At 61.8% G+C, this 13,519-nt stretch carries 14 protein-coding genes and 2 pseudogenes; 7 read left to right on the top strand and 9 right to left on the bottom strand.

Annotated elements, in window-relative coordinates; genetic code table 11:
- Positions 1–74: 74 nt before the first annotated feature.
- Positions 75–737 (bottom strand): PEP-CTERM sorting domain-containing protein, encoded by a 663-nt coding sequence (locus HZ993_RS24665; RefSeq protein WP_245213689.1) that lies wholly within the window; start codon positions 735–737, stop codon positions 75–77.
- A gap of 484 nt (positions 738–1,221) precedes the next feature.
- Between HZ993_RS24665 and HZ993_RS18840 the strand changes: the two are divergent.
- Positions 1,222–1,494, top strand: a pseudogene (locus HZ993_RS18840) (metal ABC transporter permease); the annotation flags it as partial.
- A 7-nt stretch (positions 1,495–1,501) separates the two neighbouring features.
- Here the strand turns inward: HZ993_RS18840 and HZ993_RS18845 are convergent.
- The 4 genes from HZ993_RS18845 to HZ993_RS18860 all read right to left on the bottom strand — a co-directional run bounded on the left by HZ993_RS18845 (position 1,502) and on the right by HZ993_RS18860 (position 3,326).
- Complete coding sequence (locus HZ993_RS18845; RefSeq protein WP_209394251.1) at positions 1,502–1,915, bottom strand: TlpA disulfide reductase family protein; 414 nt, start codon at positions 1,913–1,915, stop codon at positions 1,502–1,504.
- A gap of 263 nt (positions 1,916–2,178) precedes the next feature.
- On the bottom strand, positions 2,179–2,556 hold the full coding sequence (locus HZ993_RS18850; protein WP_209394252.1) for a nuclear transport factor 2 family protein: 378 nt from the start codon (positions 2,554–2,556) through the stop codon (positions 2,179–2,181).
- Positions 2,553–2,756 carry a 4-oxalocrotonate tautomerase family protein gene (locus HZ993_RS18855; protein WP_209394253.1) on the bottom strand — a complete coding sequence of 68 codons (204 nt, stop codon included), beginning with the start codon at positions 2,754–2,756 and terminating at the stop codon, positions 2,553–2,555. Before HZ993_RS18855 ends, HZ993_RS18850 begins: the two co-directional genes overlap by 4 nt.
- 15 nt (positions 2,757–2,771) lie before the next feature.
- The gene (locus HZ993_RS18860) at positions 2,772–3,326 is read right to left on the bottom strand and encodes a flavodoxin family protein (protein WP_209394254.1); all 555 of its coding nucleotides are present in this window, start codon (positions 3,324–3,326) and stop codon (positions 2,772–2,774) included.
- Positions 3,327–3,438: 112 nt separating this feature from the next.
- Here HZ993_RS18860 and HZ993_RS18865 point away from each other — a divergent pair, with 112 nt between their 5' ends.
- The 5 genes and pseudogenes from HZ993_RS18865 (at position 3,439) to htpX (ending at position 8,219) form a co-directional block, all read left to right on the top strand.
- Complete coding sequence (locus HZ993_RS18865) at positions 3,439–4,362, top strand: LysR family transcriptional regulator (protein ID WP_209394255.1); 924 nt, start codon at positions 3,439–3,441, stop codon at positions 4,360–4,362.
- Between the two features lie 43 nt (positions 4,363–4,405).
- A pseudogene (locus HZ993_RS18870) lies at positions 4,406–5,236 on the top strand (LysR substrate-binding domain-containing protein); the annotation flags it as partial.
- Between the two features lie 165 nt (positions 5,237–5,401).
- Positions 5,402–6,430 (top strand): dihydroorotase, encoded by a 1,029-nt coding sequence (gene pyrC / locus HZ993_RS18875; protein WP_209394256.1) that lies wholly within the window; start codon positions 5,402–5,404, stop codon positions 6,428–6,430.
- A 41-nt stretch (positions 6,431–6,471) separates the two neighbouring features.
- Entirely contained in the window at positions 6,472–7,230 is a 759-nt protein-coding gene (locus HZ993_RS18880; RefSeq protein WP_209394257.1) for a DUF3025 domain-containing protein, read from the top strand.
- Positions 7,231–7,352: 122 nt separating this feature from the next.
- Entirely contained in the window at positions 7,353–8,219 is an 867-nt protein-coding gene (htpX, locus tag HZ993_RS18885) for a protease HtpX (protein ID WP_209394258.1), read from the top strand.
- 87 nt (positions 8,220–8,306) lie between these two features.
- Here the strand turns inward: htpX and HZ993_RS18890 are convergent, their stop codons facing one another.
- From HZ993_RS18890 to HZ993_RS18900, 3 genes are read right to left on the bottom strand one after another with little or no spacing between them, the layout of a single operon-like run.
- Positions 8,307–8,861, bottom strand: coding sequence for a cyclic nucleotide-binding domain-containing protein (locus tag HZ993_RS18890; RefSeq protein WP_209394259.1), 555 nt, complete (start codon positions 8,859–8,861; stop codon positions 8,307–8,309).
- Positions 8,862–8,885: 24 nt separating this feature from the next.
- The gene (locus tag HZ993_RS18895) at positions 8,886–10,706 is read right to left on the bottom strand and encodes an NAD(P)/FAD-dependent oxidoreductase (RefSeq protein WP_209394260.1); all 1,821 of its coding nucleotides are present in this window, start codon (positions 10,704–10,706) and stop codon (positions 8,886–8,888) included.
- Positions 10,707–10,727: 21 nt separating this feature from the next.
- Entirely contained in the window at positions 10,728–11,645 is a 918-nt protein-coding gene (locus HZ993_RS18900; RefSeq protein ID WP_209394261.1) for a LysR family transcriptional regulator, read from the bottom strand.
- Between the two features lie 108 nt (positions 11,646–11,753).
- On the opposite strand from HZ993_RS18900, the gene HZ993_RS18905 reads away from it, so the two are divergent.
- Positions 11,754–12,521, top strand: coding sequence for an SDR family NAD(P)-dependent oxidoreductase (locus HZ993_RS18905; protein WP_209394262.1), 768 nt, complete (start codon positions 11,754–11,756; stop codon positions 12,519–12,521).
- A gap of 41 nt (positions 12,522–12,562) precedes the next feature.
- Here HZ993_RS18905 and cysK read toward each other — a convergent pair whose 3' ends face one another.
- Positions 12,563–13,480, bottom strand: a complete 918-nt coding sequence (cysK, locus tag HZ993_RS18910) for a cysteine synthase A (protein WP_209394263.1) — start codon at positions 13,478–13,480, stop codon at positions 12,563–12,565.
- Positions 13,481–13,519 lie beyond the last annotated feature (39 nt).

The raw sequence follows: 13,519 nt of genomic DNA on the forward strand, positions 1-13,519 counted from the left end.
ATTCAGGAAAGAGCATTCAAACAAAACGGGAGCCTAAGCTCCCGTTGAAAGTAATTCCAAAACCGCAGGGGTTTTCAGACTTGTTTTGCTTTTCGGCGGCGCGCGATCGCTCCCATCAAACCAAGGCCCGCCAACATCAGTGCATAGCTTTCTGGCTCTGGAACTGCTGACACTTGTTGGCCAGTCAGTGTGATTTCAGTAATGTTGTAGTAACCCGCCCATCCACCCTGGAAGTTGCTCAGGGTCACGGTATTGCCAGTCAACCCCGCAAGTGCCGTACCGGAAAATGTGAACTTGTCATTGCAAAAGCCAGAGGCGCAGCCAGGTGTGTTTTCGGAGGAGGTAATCGTCGCGCTTGCGCCACCAAAGCTGATGTCTGCACCAGTCAATGTGCCAGGTATCGAGTTGCCAAAATACATTCCACCAAACAGGTCCAACGCTGCGAGGTTGAAGTCACCATTGAGGTGCAAGGTGATCACAGAAAGGTGATCCAGTTGAAACAATTGGTTGTCAGCTTCTGTTGTCGAATAAATACCATCATTCAAGGTGCCGCTACCGTTTGTATAGTTAGTGGTGCCGTTTCCTAGGTCGGTAATAGTGCCGGAGAAAGAGTGCGACCATCCTCCAAAACCGCTGGAAGCCGCGTTCGTAACGTCGTAGCTGGAGATGGTTTGAGCTTGAACGCCGCCAGCCGCGAGTGCCAAGGCCGCGATGGTAGTCAGGATCGATTTTTTCATTTTCTTCACAATTCTTGAGGATCACTATTGAATCTGATGCCAAGAGGTATCGCGGCGCCAGGGTTGTAACGATGGTAACGGTGGGCAACGCCTCTTCCAATAGTCCAAATGGACTAGTCACGTCATGATTTGCAGCGTCGGTCGCCCGGCTCCTGAGATGCTTTGTGTTCATGTAGTCAGGCCCGCGATGCCACTTGCTGGAGGATTGCAGAAGTAGAAACTGATGCCAGTTGCCAATTGGTAAGGCAATCAACGCAGCTAACCAATGGTGGGCGTGCCCCTGCTGCTCAATAGCATGACCTACAAGCCCAGCGACCTCATCGCAGTGCAGGGGCTGTGTTCTGATGGTAGCCTTATGCTACGGCTTGCAGCGCCTATCCACCACACCGTTCGTAGAGCTGCGCGAGCTGATGTTCTCCAGGGCCACGCAGGGCGCGGTACGCAGAATTGCGCTGCAGACTTTTGTGCACCTGCAAGCTTTACCACCTTGCTCAAGAACCCGCCCATCCTGATTGTTGACGAAGCCACATCGGCGCTGGATTCGGCCAATGAACGCGCCATCCAGGCCGAGCTGCAAAGTGTGGCCCGCAACAAGACCACGCTGGTGATTGCGCACCGTCTGTCCACCGTGGTCGATGCACACGAGATACTGGTGATGGACGCCGGGCGCATCATCGAGCGGGGCAACCACACTGCGCTGTTGGCGGCCAATCGGCGTTATGCCCAGATGCGGGCGCTGCAGCAGTCTGCCGAGTGATCTTGGGTTATTGCTGTAGCGATGTACGAACCCAATCCTCCAGTGTGGAGTCCTTTGGGTCACCAACTCCCGACGGGCTGAGACTGCCTCTGACTGCGATCAATTTCCCTGTGGCTGAAACCAGGGCAAATGTGGGGTAACTTGTGACGCGAAGCGTGTTGGTGTAATTTTTTGCATCTGCAACAACCGGCCAGGCGAACCCGCGTTTTGCGATAAACGCTTTGGCAGTGGCGGCGTTATCGAAGGTTACGGCCAGAACATCCACCGCAGTGTTTGCTTTTGCGAACGTATTGAGGTGCGGTATCTCCGCAATACAGGGAAGACATTCTGCAAAATAGAAGTTGAGCAAGATGGGCTTTTCGCGGTGTCCGCCCACTTGGTGTCGAACATCGGCGATGTCGACAAATGCTGCCGGGGGCATCGCCGTCCCGACTTTAATGGCGAGCTTTGGTGGCGTAGCAAGCGATTGCGGCGCAGATGAGCAAGGGCTTAAGGTTTTTGAAGAGTAGGTAGGTCATCTGAAGCACTGCAAAAAGGAGCCACAGTGTAAATTGCCGAGGCGAGGCGAGGCGAATGGGGGGTATGCCCGTGGCGGATAAGCATTGAGCCGTTTAGGGCTCTAGCCCCCGTGCAGAATAATTGATAGCGTTCAGTGTGACGCGGCCATGCGGTATGGCCCCCCGCCTACGCTGTGTCGGCAAGCGCGTAATGAAACACCTTGCTGACAATCTGCCAGCGCCCTTGCAGCTTTACCAGCGTCAAAAGATCGGTGAAGTGTTTGGGCGGAATGGCGCATTCCAGCCTGGCAAACGCCGTCACCGGCCCCGCGAACGCGATGGAGAGAATGCGGTCCGTGCGCGCATGGCCCTGGCTGGCGGGTGAGGGGCGTGTGTCCACCACCGGGAAGTAGTGCGCCATGTCCCAGTGCAGCAGCTCTCCGGTGGTGGCGCAGAAGTAATGCGCCTCGGGGTGGAAGACTTGGCGCAGGCGCGCGGTGTCGCTGTGGTGCAGGCCGTCGAAGTACAGGCCCAGTGCCTGCTCCACTTGTTCGAATTCACTCATTGCTGCTGCCTCCTGAATGCGGGCACAGGCAGGCCGCCCACGCCCCAGTTGTCCAATTCGACCTCGGTGATTACCACGTGGGTGGTGGCGGGGCTCTTGTCGAGCACACGCACCATCAGGTCGGTGACGCCGGCAATCAGCTGGGCCTTTTGTTCGCGGGTGACGCCTTCGCGCGTGATCTGGATGTTGATGTAAGGCATGTCGGGCTCTCTTTCTTAGTTGAAGCGGCGCACCACGTCGGCAATACGCTCGCCGAACAGGTGTGCAGTGCGCAGGTCACCGGGCACCATCTCGTCGGGGCTGGCGTCGGCGGGCGTGGCGGTCATCAGGCCCGCAAACGAGGCCAGGTAGTTCACGTCGTCGCGTACGGCTGCCTTGGTGTTGCTGGGCATCATGCCAGTGCTCACCCACAGCATGCCGTGCTGCTGCGACAGCGTGAAAAGGCTGTGCAGGGTTGCGAGCTTGTCTCCATTGATGCCGGCGCTGTTGGTAAAACCGGCCGCCAGCTTGTTCTTCCAGCCCTGCGGGCCCCATACGGCGGACGAAGCGTCCACAAACTTCTTGAACTGCCAGCTCACGTTGCCCATGTAGGTGGGTGAGCCAAAAACGATGGCGCGGGCGGCAGCCAGTTTCGCCCAGCCCTCGGGCGCCAGGTTGCCTTGTTCGTCGATGGCCAGCAGCGTGGCACCGCTGCCCTCGGCCACGGCCTGGGCCACTTTCTGGGTGTGGCCGTAGCCGCTATGGAAAACAATGCTGATGGGTGCACTCATGGCAAAAACTCCTGTGGGTAAACGATGGGGTTGCGATGGGGTTGATGCTATTGAGTACTTTGAAATTGATAAACTGGCTTTGATGTACTTAATAACTTACATAAGGTAATCCATGGCCCGCCAGTTCGATGACGTGATGCTGGGCAGCATCGAGCTGTTTTGCCTGGCGGCAGAGCTGCAGAGCTTTACCGCCGCGGCTGCCCAGGCAGGGTTGACGCCGGCCGCCGTCAGCCGTTCCATCGGCCGGTTGGAAGAGCGTTTGAAGGTGCGGCTCTTCGTGCGCAGCACCCGCAAGATTGCGCTGACCGAAGGCGGGCGCGCCTACTTTGAGCAATGCCGGCGCGCGCTGAGCCAGTTGCAAGAGGCCGAGAGTGAACTCACCGGCCAGCAGGCCGAGCCGGCTGGGCTGCTGCGTATGAGTGTACCCACGCCGCTGGGGCACCACCGCGTGCTGCCGCTGCTACCGGCCTTTCACGCGCGTTATCCGCAGGTGCAGGTGGACGTGCAGCTCAGCAACCGCAACATCGACTTCATTGCCGATGGGTTTGATCTGGCGCTGCGCGGGCGGGCTCCACCGGATTCCGGTCTGGTGGCGCGGCATCTGATGGACGCGCAACTGGTGGTGGTCGCCGCGCCTTCGTACCTGGCGCGTGCGGGAACGCCGCAGAAGCTGGAGGAACTGGCGGCGCACGACTGCATTCAGTTCATGCTGCCCAGCACGGGGATGCAGGTGCCCTGGGTGTTCCTGCGTGACGGGCAGGCACTGGAGATGGCGACACAGGGCAGTACGCGGGTGAGTGAAGACCTGCTGGGCGTGGCCACGCTGGCGCGCGCGGGTGGGGGCGTGGTGCAAACCTACCGATTCATGGTGGAGGACGATCTGCGCAGCGGCGCGCTGGTCGAGGTGTTGCAGCCCTTTGGTGGCAGAAGTCGGCCCTTTCATGTGTTGTATCCGCAGAACCGGCATTTGCCGCTGCGGGTGCGGGTGTTTGTGGATTTCCTGGTGCAGGCGTTGAAGCCAGAACGCGCTCTGTGACAACCCAGTTACATCCTCATGCAATTCGCACATAATCCTAGGCATGGAAACCAAATGGCTTGAAGATTTCGTATCGTTGGCCGAAACCCGCAGTTTCAGCCGGTCCGCACAATTGCGCCACGTTACCCAGCCCGCGTTTTCGCGGCGCATCCAGTCGCTGGAGGCCTGGGCGGGAACCGATTTGGTGGACCGAAGTAGCTACCCCACGCGGCTGACGCCGGCGGGCGAGACGCTGTACGACCAGTCCATGGAAGTGCTGCAGTCCCTGCAAAGCACCCGCGCCATGTTGCGGGGCCATACGTCGGCCGCACAGGACGTCATCGAATTCGCGGTGCCCCACACCCTGGCTTTTACCTTTTTCCCGGCCTGGGTCTCCAGCCTGCGCGAGACCTTTGGCCCCATCAAGAGCCGTTTGATTGCACTGAATGTGCACGACGCCGTGCTGCGCATGGTCGAGGGCAGTTGTGACCTGCTGATTGCCTACCACCACCCCTCGCAACCCTTCCAGCTGGATGCGGACCGTTATGAAATGGTGAGCCTGGGGGAAGAGGTGTTGGCCCCTTATGTCAAACCCGATGCACAGGGTGCTCCCATGTTCCAGTTGCCCGGTCGGGCTGGGCAACCGCTGCCGTATCTGGGTTATGCGCCAGGTGCCTACCTGGGGCATATGGTGGAGCTGATCCTGAAACAATCAAGCACCCCCATCCATTTCGACCGCGTCTACGAGACTGACATGGCCGAAGGCCTGAAGGCCATGGCGCTGGAGGGCCATGGCATTGCCTTCCTGCCGCACAGTGCCGTCAAGAAAGAGCTGCGTGCCAAACGCCTGGTGAGTGCCGTACCCCCCCGAAACCCGAGGCCTGGACATCACCATGGACGTGCGTGTCTACCGCGAGAAGCCGGTGCTGAAAGAATTGCCGCGTGGTGGCTCACCTGCCACACGCGGACCGGCAGCCGCATCCAAAAACGCCGCGCAGGCCCTGTGGGACTATCTGCTGAGCCAGGCCGCGCGCAAGTAATAAAAAGTACCGAAAACACCATGCAAGAAATCACCCTGACCCGACCCGACGACTGGCACCTGCACGTGCGCGATGGCGACGCCCTGCACACCGTGGTGCCCCACACCGCCGCGCAATTTGGCCGCGCCATCATCATGCCCAATCTGCGTCCACCGGTGACCACTGCTGCCCAGGCCCTGGCCTACAAGGCACGCATACAGGCCGCTGTGCCGGCCGGTGTGCAGTTTGAGCCGCTGATGACGCTGTACCTGACCGACAACCTGCCGCCCGACGAGATTCGCCGCGCCAAGGATGCCGGTGTGGTTGCCCTCAAGCTCTACCCGGCCGGTGCCACGACCAACAGCGACGCCGGTGTGACCGACCTGCGCAAGACCTACAAAACGCTGGAAGCCATGCAGCGCGAGGGCATTTTGCTGCTGGTGCATGGCGAAGTGACTTCCAGCGACATTGACCTGTTTGACCGCGAGGCGGTGTTCATCGACACCCAGTTGATCCCACTGCGCAAGGACTTTCCCGAGCTGAAGATCGTGTTTGAACACATCACCACCCAAGAAGCCGCGCAGTATGTGCAGACTGCGGACGCCCACACCGCAGCCACCATCACCGCCCACCACCTGCTCTACAACCGCAACGCCATCTTCACCGGTGGCATCCGCCCGCACTACTACTGCCTGCCGGTCCTGAAGCGCGAGACCCACCGCCTGGCACTGGTGCAGGCCGCCACCAGTGGCTCCAATAAATTCTTTCTGGGCACCGACAGTGCGCCACACCCGGCCCATCTGAAGGAGCACGCCAGTGGCTGCGCGGGGTGTTACACCGCGCACACCGCGATGGAGCTGTATGCCCAGGCGTTTGAAGACGCCGCAGCGTTAGACAAGCTCGAAGGATTTGCCAGCTTCCACGGCGCCGATTTTTACGGCCTGCCGCGCAACACGGGCAGCATCACCCTGCGCCGCGAGGCCTGGACGGTGCCCGAGAGTTTTGCCTTCGGCGAGGCCCGCCTTAAACCCCTGTGTGCGGATGAAACGCTGCAGTGGCGCATAGCCTGAAGCCTCGCGGAACAGACCTTCAGCCCTGCCCCCAGCTGAGCATGGTTGACTGGGCAGCCCCCTGGCTGGCACCCTGGTGCGAAGTGGGGGCGGTCACCGCGCAGTTGACCGAAGGCGGTATCGGCTGTGCCGCAGCGCTTAATACGGTCGCTGCCAGAACCAACGGCCCTCCACCTGCCCCGGTGCATTTTGTTCCCCAGTCCGCCCTGCCCACTGGCGAGGCGTACGAAGCCTTTATATTTCGTACCCACCAAGTCCCCACCCGTGATGGCCTGCACGATTTTTTCAATGGCCTGTGCTGGTTGCATTTCCCCGCCACCAAGACACGGCTCAACCAATTGCAAGCCGCGCAGATTGCCGCAAGCGGCATCCAGCCCGTGCGCGGCCCGGCGCGGGATGCGCTGACCATCTTTGACGAAAATGCGGCCTTCTTTCAGGGACCGGATGTGTTGTGGGAGGCGCTGGCTGCCAAAAACTGGCAGGCGTTGTTTGTGACACATCGCCCGCTATGGGCCCAGGCGCAATTGGTATTGTTTGGCCATGCCTTGCTGGAGAAGTTGGTATCGCCGCGCAAGCCCATCACCGCCCACGTGTACCGCTCACATGCCGCAGGCCCGTCATTGGCCGCTCTGGATGCCTGGATGGCGGCCGACCTCAGCGCGGAGAAGCTGGCAACCAAGCCGTTTGCGCATCTGCCGGTGTTGGGGGTGCCGGGTTGGTGGATGCAGAATAGTGACCCCGGGTTTTATGCCGACACCAGTGTGTTCCGTCCGCCCAGGGGCTCCACGCAAGCGGTTTGAGCACCCAATTCCCCAGCGGCTTTAGGTCCATTTAGGACCTTGTTGGCTTGAATTCGGGTGTTTCGACCTTACCATTCACGCTGTCGCCTGGCTGAAGCTGGGCCGTTATCTATGAGGAAGCCATGAAACGCATTATTTTGTTTGTTCTGACCAACGTGTTGGTTGTTGCCGTACTGGGCATCGTCGCCAGCCTGCTGGGGGTGAACCGCTACCTGACCAGCAACGGGCTCAACCTGGGCGCCTTGCTGGGCTTTGCGCTCATCATGGGTTTTGGTGGTGCCATCATTTCGTTGTTGATCAGCAAACCCATGGCCAAGTGGACATCGGGCGTGCGCATCATCAACCAGCCGCAAAACGCGGACGAAGCCTGGATCGTGGAGACCGTGCGCAAGTTGTCCGAGAAGGCTGGCATTGGCATGCCCGAGGTCGGCATTTTTGAAGGCGACCCCAATGCCTTCGCCACCGGAGCCTTCAAAAACTCGGCCCTGGTGGCCGTGTCCACCGGCCTGCTGCAAGGCATGACCCGGGAAGAAATCGAAGCCGTGATTGGCCACGAAGTGGCCCACGTTGCCAACGGCGACATGGTCACCATGACGCTGATCCAAGGCGTGATGAACACCTTTGTGGTGTTCCTGAGTCGCGTCATCGGCTATGCGGTCGACAGTTTCCTGCGCAAGGGCGATGACCGCTCCGGCCCCGGCATTGGTTACATGATCACCACCATCGTGCTGGACATCGTGTTGGGATTTGCCGCCGCCATCGTGGTGGCCTGGTTCTCGCGCCAGCGCGAGTTCCGTGCCGACGCTGGTGCCGCCCAGTTGCTGGGCCGCAAGCAGCCCATGATCAACGCCCTGGCTCGTTTGGGTGGCATGGTGCCCGGTGAGCTGCCCAAGAGTGTGGCCGCCATGGGTATTGCTGGTGGCATTGGCCAGCTGTTCTCGACCCACCCACCGATTGAACAGCGCATCGCTGCGCTGCAACAGCAGTAGCCCCCACGGTCACTCACTGCGTGTAGCTCCCTGCCCCCCGAGGGGCCGCATTTCACCTTGGGGCGGCCCTGCGGCGAAACCTTGTCCTCACGAAGCCGTTGACTTGGTATCGCCGGTGCGCACCACCAGGTCGGCGAGCATTTCGCTGGACACATCCAGCCGCGCCGACAACACACGGGCGATATTGCGGTAGATGATGTGGGCGCTGTCGGGGTAGGCGTCTACCCGTTCGCGATCGAACCGCATGGTGGCGCTGTCCCGTGTGGCGCGCACCGTGGCGCTGCGCACATGGCCACCCACCAGGGCCATTTCGCCAAAACACTCGCCAGCCGTGAGCTTGGCCAGTGTCACCGCCCGACCCGCGCGGTTTTTCTCCACCACCACCTCACCGGCAATCAGCACGTGGAACGAGCTGCCGATATCGCCCTCGTTGAACACCACCTCGCCAGCCTTGTGCGGTATGTGTTCGGCCATCGCCAGGGTGCTCATCAGGCAGTCATGGGTCATGCCCTGGAAGACCTTGACCTTGTTGGCAATCTTTTGCACGATGGCCGCATCCAGGTTCAAACCCGCGGGACGCACAATGATGTCGGCGCGTACATTCTCGGCAAAAATCTTGACGACGGCGGGATCAACTTTCATGGTGGTCCATCGTACACGGATCGTTCAGTTTGACAACCATAGCATGCTGCGGGCCACAGCCTCGGCCACCTTGATGCCATCTACCGCGGCGGACAAGATGCCACCGGCGTAACTGGCGCCTTCTCCGGCCGGGTACAGGCCGCGCACATTGGTGCATTGCATGTCTTCGCCACGCGGAATCTTCAGGGGTGACGAGGTGCGCGTCTCCACCCCGGTCAATACCGCATCGGCCATGTCAAAACCCTTGATCTTGCGGCCAAAGGCGGGCAAGGCTTCGCGGATGGCGGTGATGGCGTAGTCGGGCAGGCTGGGTGCCAGGTCGCCCAGCAACACGCCGGGTTTGTAGGACGGGGTCACGGTGCCCCAGGCGCTGGACGCGCGCGCCGCAATGAAGTCCCCCACCAACTGGCCCGGTGCCTCGTAGCTGCTGCCGCCCAAGGTGTAGGCGCCAGACTCCAGGCGGCGTTGCAGGGCGATGCCGGCCAGCGGGTGTGTGGCAGCTGCGCTGCCAGGAGCATGTTGCTTGGCCAAGGCTGCGGCTTGTGTGGCGTATCGCGCCCCGTCCGCCGCCCCAAACGCATGCACAAAGCTCGCCGCATCAGCGGGAAAGTCCGACGGCTCAATGCCCACCACGATACCGGCATTGGCATTGCGTTCGTTGCGCGAATACTGGCTCATGCCGTTGGTGACCACCCGCTCAGGCTCACTGGTGGCCGCCACCACGGTGCCGCCCGGGCACATGCAAAAGCTGTAGACCGATCGGCCGTTGGCCGCGTGGTGCACCAGCTTGTAGTCCGCCGCGCCCAGCATCGGGTGGCCGGCGTGGCGGCCCCAACGCGCGCGGTCGATCACACCTTGCGGGTGTTCGATGCGAAAGCCTATGGAGAAGGGTTTTGCCTGCATGGCCACGCCACGGTCAAACAGCATGGCAAAGGTGTCACGGGCGCTATGGCCCAGCGCCACCACCACCTGCTCGGCGGGCAGCTCTTCCACGGTGCCCGTCTTGAGGTTTTTGACCGATAGCCCCCGAATAGATTGGCTACCATGCTCTGTTTTTAATAGCACATCGGCCACGCGCTGCTCAAAACGCACCTCACCACCCAGGGCGATGATCTGCTCGCGGATGCTCTCCACCACCTTGACCAGTTTGAAGGTGCCGATGTGTGGGTGTGCCTCGTACAGGATTTCGGCCGGTGCGCCCGCCTTCACAAACTCCTGCATGACCTTGCGGCCCAGAAAGCGCGGGTCCTTGATCTGGCTGTACAACTTGCCGTCCGAAAACGTGCCGGCACCGCCTTCACCGAACTGCACATTGCTCGCGGGGTTCAGTGTCTTCTTGCGCCACAGGCCCCAGGTGTCCTTGGTCCGCTGGCGCACCGTGGTGCCACGTTCCAGCACGATGGGTTTGAAGCCCATCTGCGCCAGCACCAGGGCCGCAAACATGCCGCAGGGGCCAAAACCGACAACGACCGGGCGAAGCGCCAGATTCGCAGGTGCATGGCCCACCGGGCGGTAGACCATGTCGGGCGTGGGACCGATATGGGGGTGTTGGTCGTGGCGCTGCAGCAGCGCGGTTTCCTGTGTCGGGTCGGCCAAAGTCAAGTCCACGATGTAGACCACCAGCAGGTCGGCCTTGCGCGCGTCAAAGCTGCGTTTGAAAACCTCCAGACTGGCGATGCCGTTGGCCGGAATGCCCAGTGCCTGGGCAGCCAGGTTTTGCAGTGCGGCAACTGGGTGGGCGACCGGCGCGCGGTCTTCTTCGGTCTCGCTGGGTGCATCGGCGGCGCGGCGCGCCTCAATGGGCAGGGCGGAGAGGGGGAGTTTGAGTTCGGTGATGCGGATCATGGTGTGGCGGGCTCGTGGTTATCAAGCAGGCGCCAATGATAAATGGCCGCGCGCGGGCTGTGCCTGCACCATGGCGATGAAGGCGCGCAGCGGCGCCGGCACCAGGCGGCGGCTGGGGTAGTACAGAAAGAAGCCGGGGTCGTCCGGGCTCCAGTCCTCCAGCACCTGGATCAGGCTGCCGTCCTGCAGCGCGCTCTGGGCGTATTGCGCATACACATACGCAAAGCCCAGGTCCTGTTGCGCGGCCATCACCATCAGGCGTGCGTCGCCCAGCACCAGGGGGCCGTCCACCTCCACCTGCAAGGCATCTGCGCCTTTCACAAATTCCCAGCGGTAACGCACACCACTGGGAAAACGCAGGCCTATGCAGGGCAGGTCGGCCAGCGCGCGGGGCGATGTGGGGCGGCCATGGCGCTGCACAAACTCGGGTGACGCCACGACCACAAAACGCTGGTGGGGGCCAATGGGAATGGCAACCATGTCCTGCTGCAGGCTCTCGCCGTAGCGCACACCGGCGTCAAAACCGGCTTGCACAATGTCCACCAAGCCGTCGTCCAGCACCAGCTCCACTGTCACATCGGGGTGCTGGCGCAGGAACTGCGTGACCAGCGGCGCCAGCACCAGCTCACCCGCCGGGCGGGGTGCATTCAGGCGCAGCAGGCCGCGCGGGGTATCGCGGTAGGCGTTAATGCCATCCAGCGCCTCAGCAATCTCCTGCAGGGCCGGGGCGATGCGCCCGAGCAGCTTCTGGCCTGCTGGCGTCAGCGCCACGCTGCGGGTGGTGCGGTTGAACAGGCGCACGCCCACCTTGGCCTCCATGCCGCGTACGGCGTGGCTGACAGCGGATGCCGACAGCCCCAGCTCGTCGGCCGCCTGCCGAAAGCTCAGGTGCTGGGCAATGCAGGCCAGTAACTTCAACTCTGCAAGGTCTACGTCCATGTTTGTATTGCTGAATAAATTTCACTGAATCAGCCAATGTAACGCTATTTATTGATTCTACTTGCATCAATAAGCTCCACTCTTTCTAACCATGCACCAGGTGTAAACATGCAAGATTTCAGCAACAGCCATGCCGGCAAGACCTACCTCGTCACCGGCGCGTCGTCCGGCATAGGCGCCAGCACGGCCTTGGCATTGGGGCGTGCCGGGGCGCGGGTGGTACTGGGCGCACGCCGGCGCGAGCTGTGTGATGTGTTGGCCGCCCAGATCCAGGCCGCAGGCGGACAGGCCCTGGCCCTCACGCTGGATGTGACAGAGGAGACCAGCGTGCAGGCGGCCGTGGCCCGAACCGTGCAGCAGTTTGGCCGGCTGGACGGCGCCTTCAACAACGCCGGTGCTTTGGTCGGCGGTGCGCCGCTGCACCAGACCGAAACCGCGGCGGTAGAGGAGGCCCTGCGCGCCAACACCCTCAGCGTGTTCTGGAGCATGAAGCACCAGATCACCGCCATGCTGGCCACCGGTGGCGGTGCCATCGTCAACAACTTGTCAGTAGCGGCCCTGGTGGGTTATGCCGGTATCGGCCCCTATACGATGGCCAAACACGCCGCCCTGGGCCTGACGCGCAATGCCGCGCTGGAGTACTTCAAGCAGGGCATACGCATCAACGCGGTGTGCCCCGGCCCGACTGCCACACCCATGGGGCTGGCCGGCTTTGGCAGCCTGGAGGCCATGCAGGCAGCAATGGCTGCGTCCCCCGCCGGTCGCCCTGGTCAACCCGATGAAATTGCCGCCGCCGTGCTGTTTTTGCTGTCCGGCGCGGCCAGCTTTGTCAGCGGCCAGGCGCTGGCTGTGGATGGTGGGTATACCGTGGCTTGAGGCCGAAACCCGCGCAGCGGCGGAACGTGGGGGCCAGTGACTTAGGCGGGCAAGAAGCCCTCAATCGACAGGTAACGTTCTCCCGTGTCGTAGTTAAAGCCCAGCACCGTAGACCCGACCGGCAGATCAGGCAGCTTTTGCGCAATCGCCGCCAGCGTTGCACCGCTGGAGATGCCGACCAAAATGCCTTCCTCTGCAGCGCAGCGGCGGGCGTATTCACGGGCGGGTTCGGCCTCCACCTGGATCACGCCGTCCAGCAGTTCGGTCTTCAGATTGGTGGGGATAAAACCGGCGCCAATGCCCTGGATGGGGTGGGGCGAGGGCGCGCCGCCGGATATCACGGGGGATGCACTGGGCTCCACGGCGTAGACCTTCAGATCGGGGAATTTGGCCTTGAGCACCAGTGCCACGCCGCTGATGTGGCCGCCGGTGCCCACACCGGTGATCAGGGCGTCAATGCCATTGGGGAAGTCGGCCAAAATTTCCTGTGCCGTGGTGCGCACATGCGCATCGATGTTGGCCGGGTTGTCAAACTGCTGCGGAATCCAGGCGTCGGGAGTGGCCGCGGCCAGTTCCTGGGCGCGGGCGATGGCGCCTTTCATGCCTTTCTCGCGCGGCGTCAGGTCAAACGTGGCGCCATAGGCCAGCATCAGGCGGCGGCGTTCCACCGACATGCTGTCGGGCATCACCAGGATCAGCTTGTAACCTTTGACAGCAGCCACCATGGCCAGGCCCACGCCGGTATTGCCAGAGGTGGGTTCAATGATGGTGGCGCCGGGTTTGAGAGCGCCGCTTTGTTCCGCGGCCTCCACCATCGCCAGCGCAATACGGTCCTTGATGGAGCCGCCGGGGTTGCTGCGCTCGGACTTGATCCAGACGGTGTGCGTATTGCCAAACAGGCGGTTGATGCGCACGTGGGGTGTGTTGCCAATGGTCTGCAGAATGTTGTCGGCTTTCATGGGGATGGCCTCCGTTGGGGAATCGAAATGGGGGATATG

Origin of the sequence: Rhodoferax sp. AJA081-3 (assembly GCF_017798165.1) — a bacterium.
Classification (GTDB): domain Bacteria; phylum Pseudomonadota; class Gammaproteobacteria; order Burkholderiales; family Burkholderiaceae_C; genus Allorhodoferax.

Bases quoted from the DNA above. Each gene is read 5' to 3' on its own strand.
- HZ993_RS18865 (WP_209394255.1), top strand. From the start codon at position 3,439: ATGGCCCGCCAGTTCGATGACGTGATGCTGGGCAGCATCGAGCTGTTT.
- HZ993_RS18895 (WP_209394260.1), bottom strand. From the start codon at position 10,706: ATGATCCGCATCACCGAACTCAAACTCCCCCTCTCCGCCCTGCCCATT.
- HZ993_RS18855 (WP_209394253.1), bottom strand. From the start codon at position 2,756: ATGCCTTACATCAACATCCAGATCACGCGCGAAGGCGTCACCCGCGAA.
- HZ993_RS18845 (WP_209394251.1), bottom strand. From the start codon at position 1,915: ATGCCCCCGGCAGCATTTGTCGACATCGCCGATGTTCGACACCAAGTG.
- HZ993_RS18905 (WP_209394262.1), top strand. From the start codon at position 11,754: ATGCAAGATTTCAGCAACAGCCATGCCGGCAAGACCTACCTCGTCACC.
- HZ993_RS24665 (WP_245213689.1), bottom strand. From the start codon at position 737: ATGAAAAAATCGATCCTGACTACCATCGCGGCCTTGGCACTCGCGGCT.
- HZ993_RS18890 (WP_209394259.1), bottom strand. From the start codon at position 8,861: ATGAAAGTTGATCCCGCCGTCGTCAAGATTTTTGCCGAGAATGTACGC.
- HZ993_RS18900 (WP_209394261.1), bottom strand. From the start codon at position 11,645: ATGGACGTAGACCTTGCAGAGTTGAAGTTACTGGCCTGCATTGCCCAG.
- cysK (WP_209394263.1), bottom strand. From the start codon at position 13,480: ATGAAAGCCGACAACATTCTGCAGACCATTGGCAACACACCCCACGTG.
- HZ993_RS18850 (WP_209394252.1), bottom strand. From the start codon at position 2,556: ATGAGTGAATTCGAACAAGTGGAGCAGGCACTGGGCCTGTACTTCGAC.
- htpX (WP_209394258.1), top strand. From the start codon at position 7,353: ATGAAACGCATTATTTTGTTTGTTCTGACCAACGTGTTGGTTGTTGCC.
- HZ993_RS18880 (WP_209394257.1), top strand. From the start codon at position 6,472: ATGGTTGACTGGGCAGCCCCCTGGCTGGCACCCTGGTGCGAAGTGGGG.
- HZ993_RS18860 (WP_209394254.1), bottom strand. From the start codon at position 3,326: ATGAGTGCACCCATCAGCATTGTTTTCCATAGCGGCTACGGCCACACC.
- pyrC (WP_209394256.1), top strand. From the start codon at position 5,402: ATGCAAGAAATCACCCTGACCCGACCCGACGACTGGCACCTGCACGTG.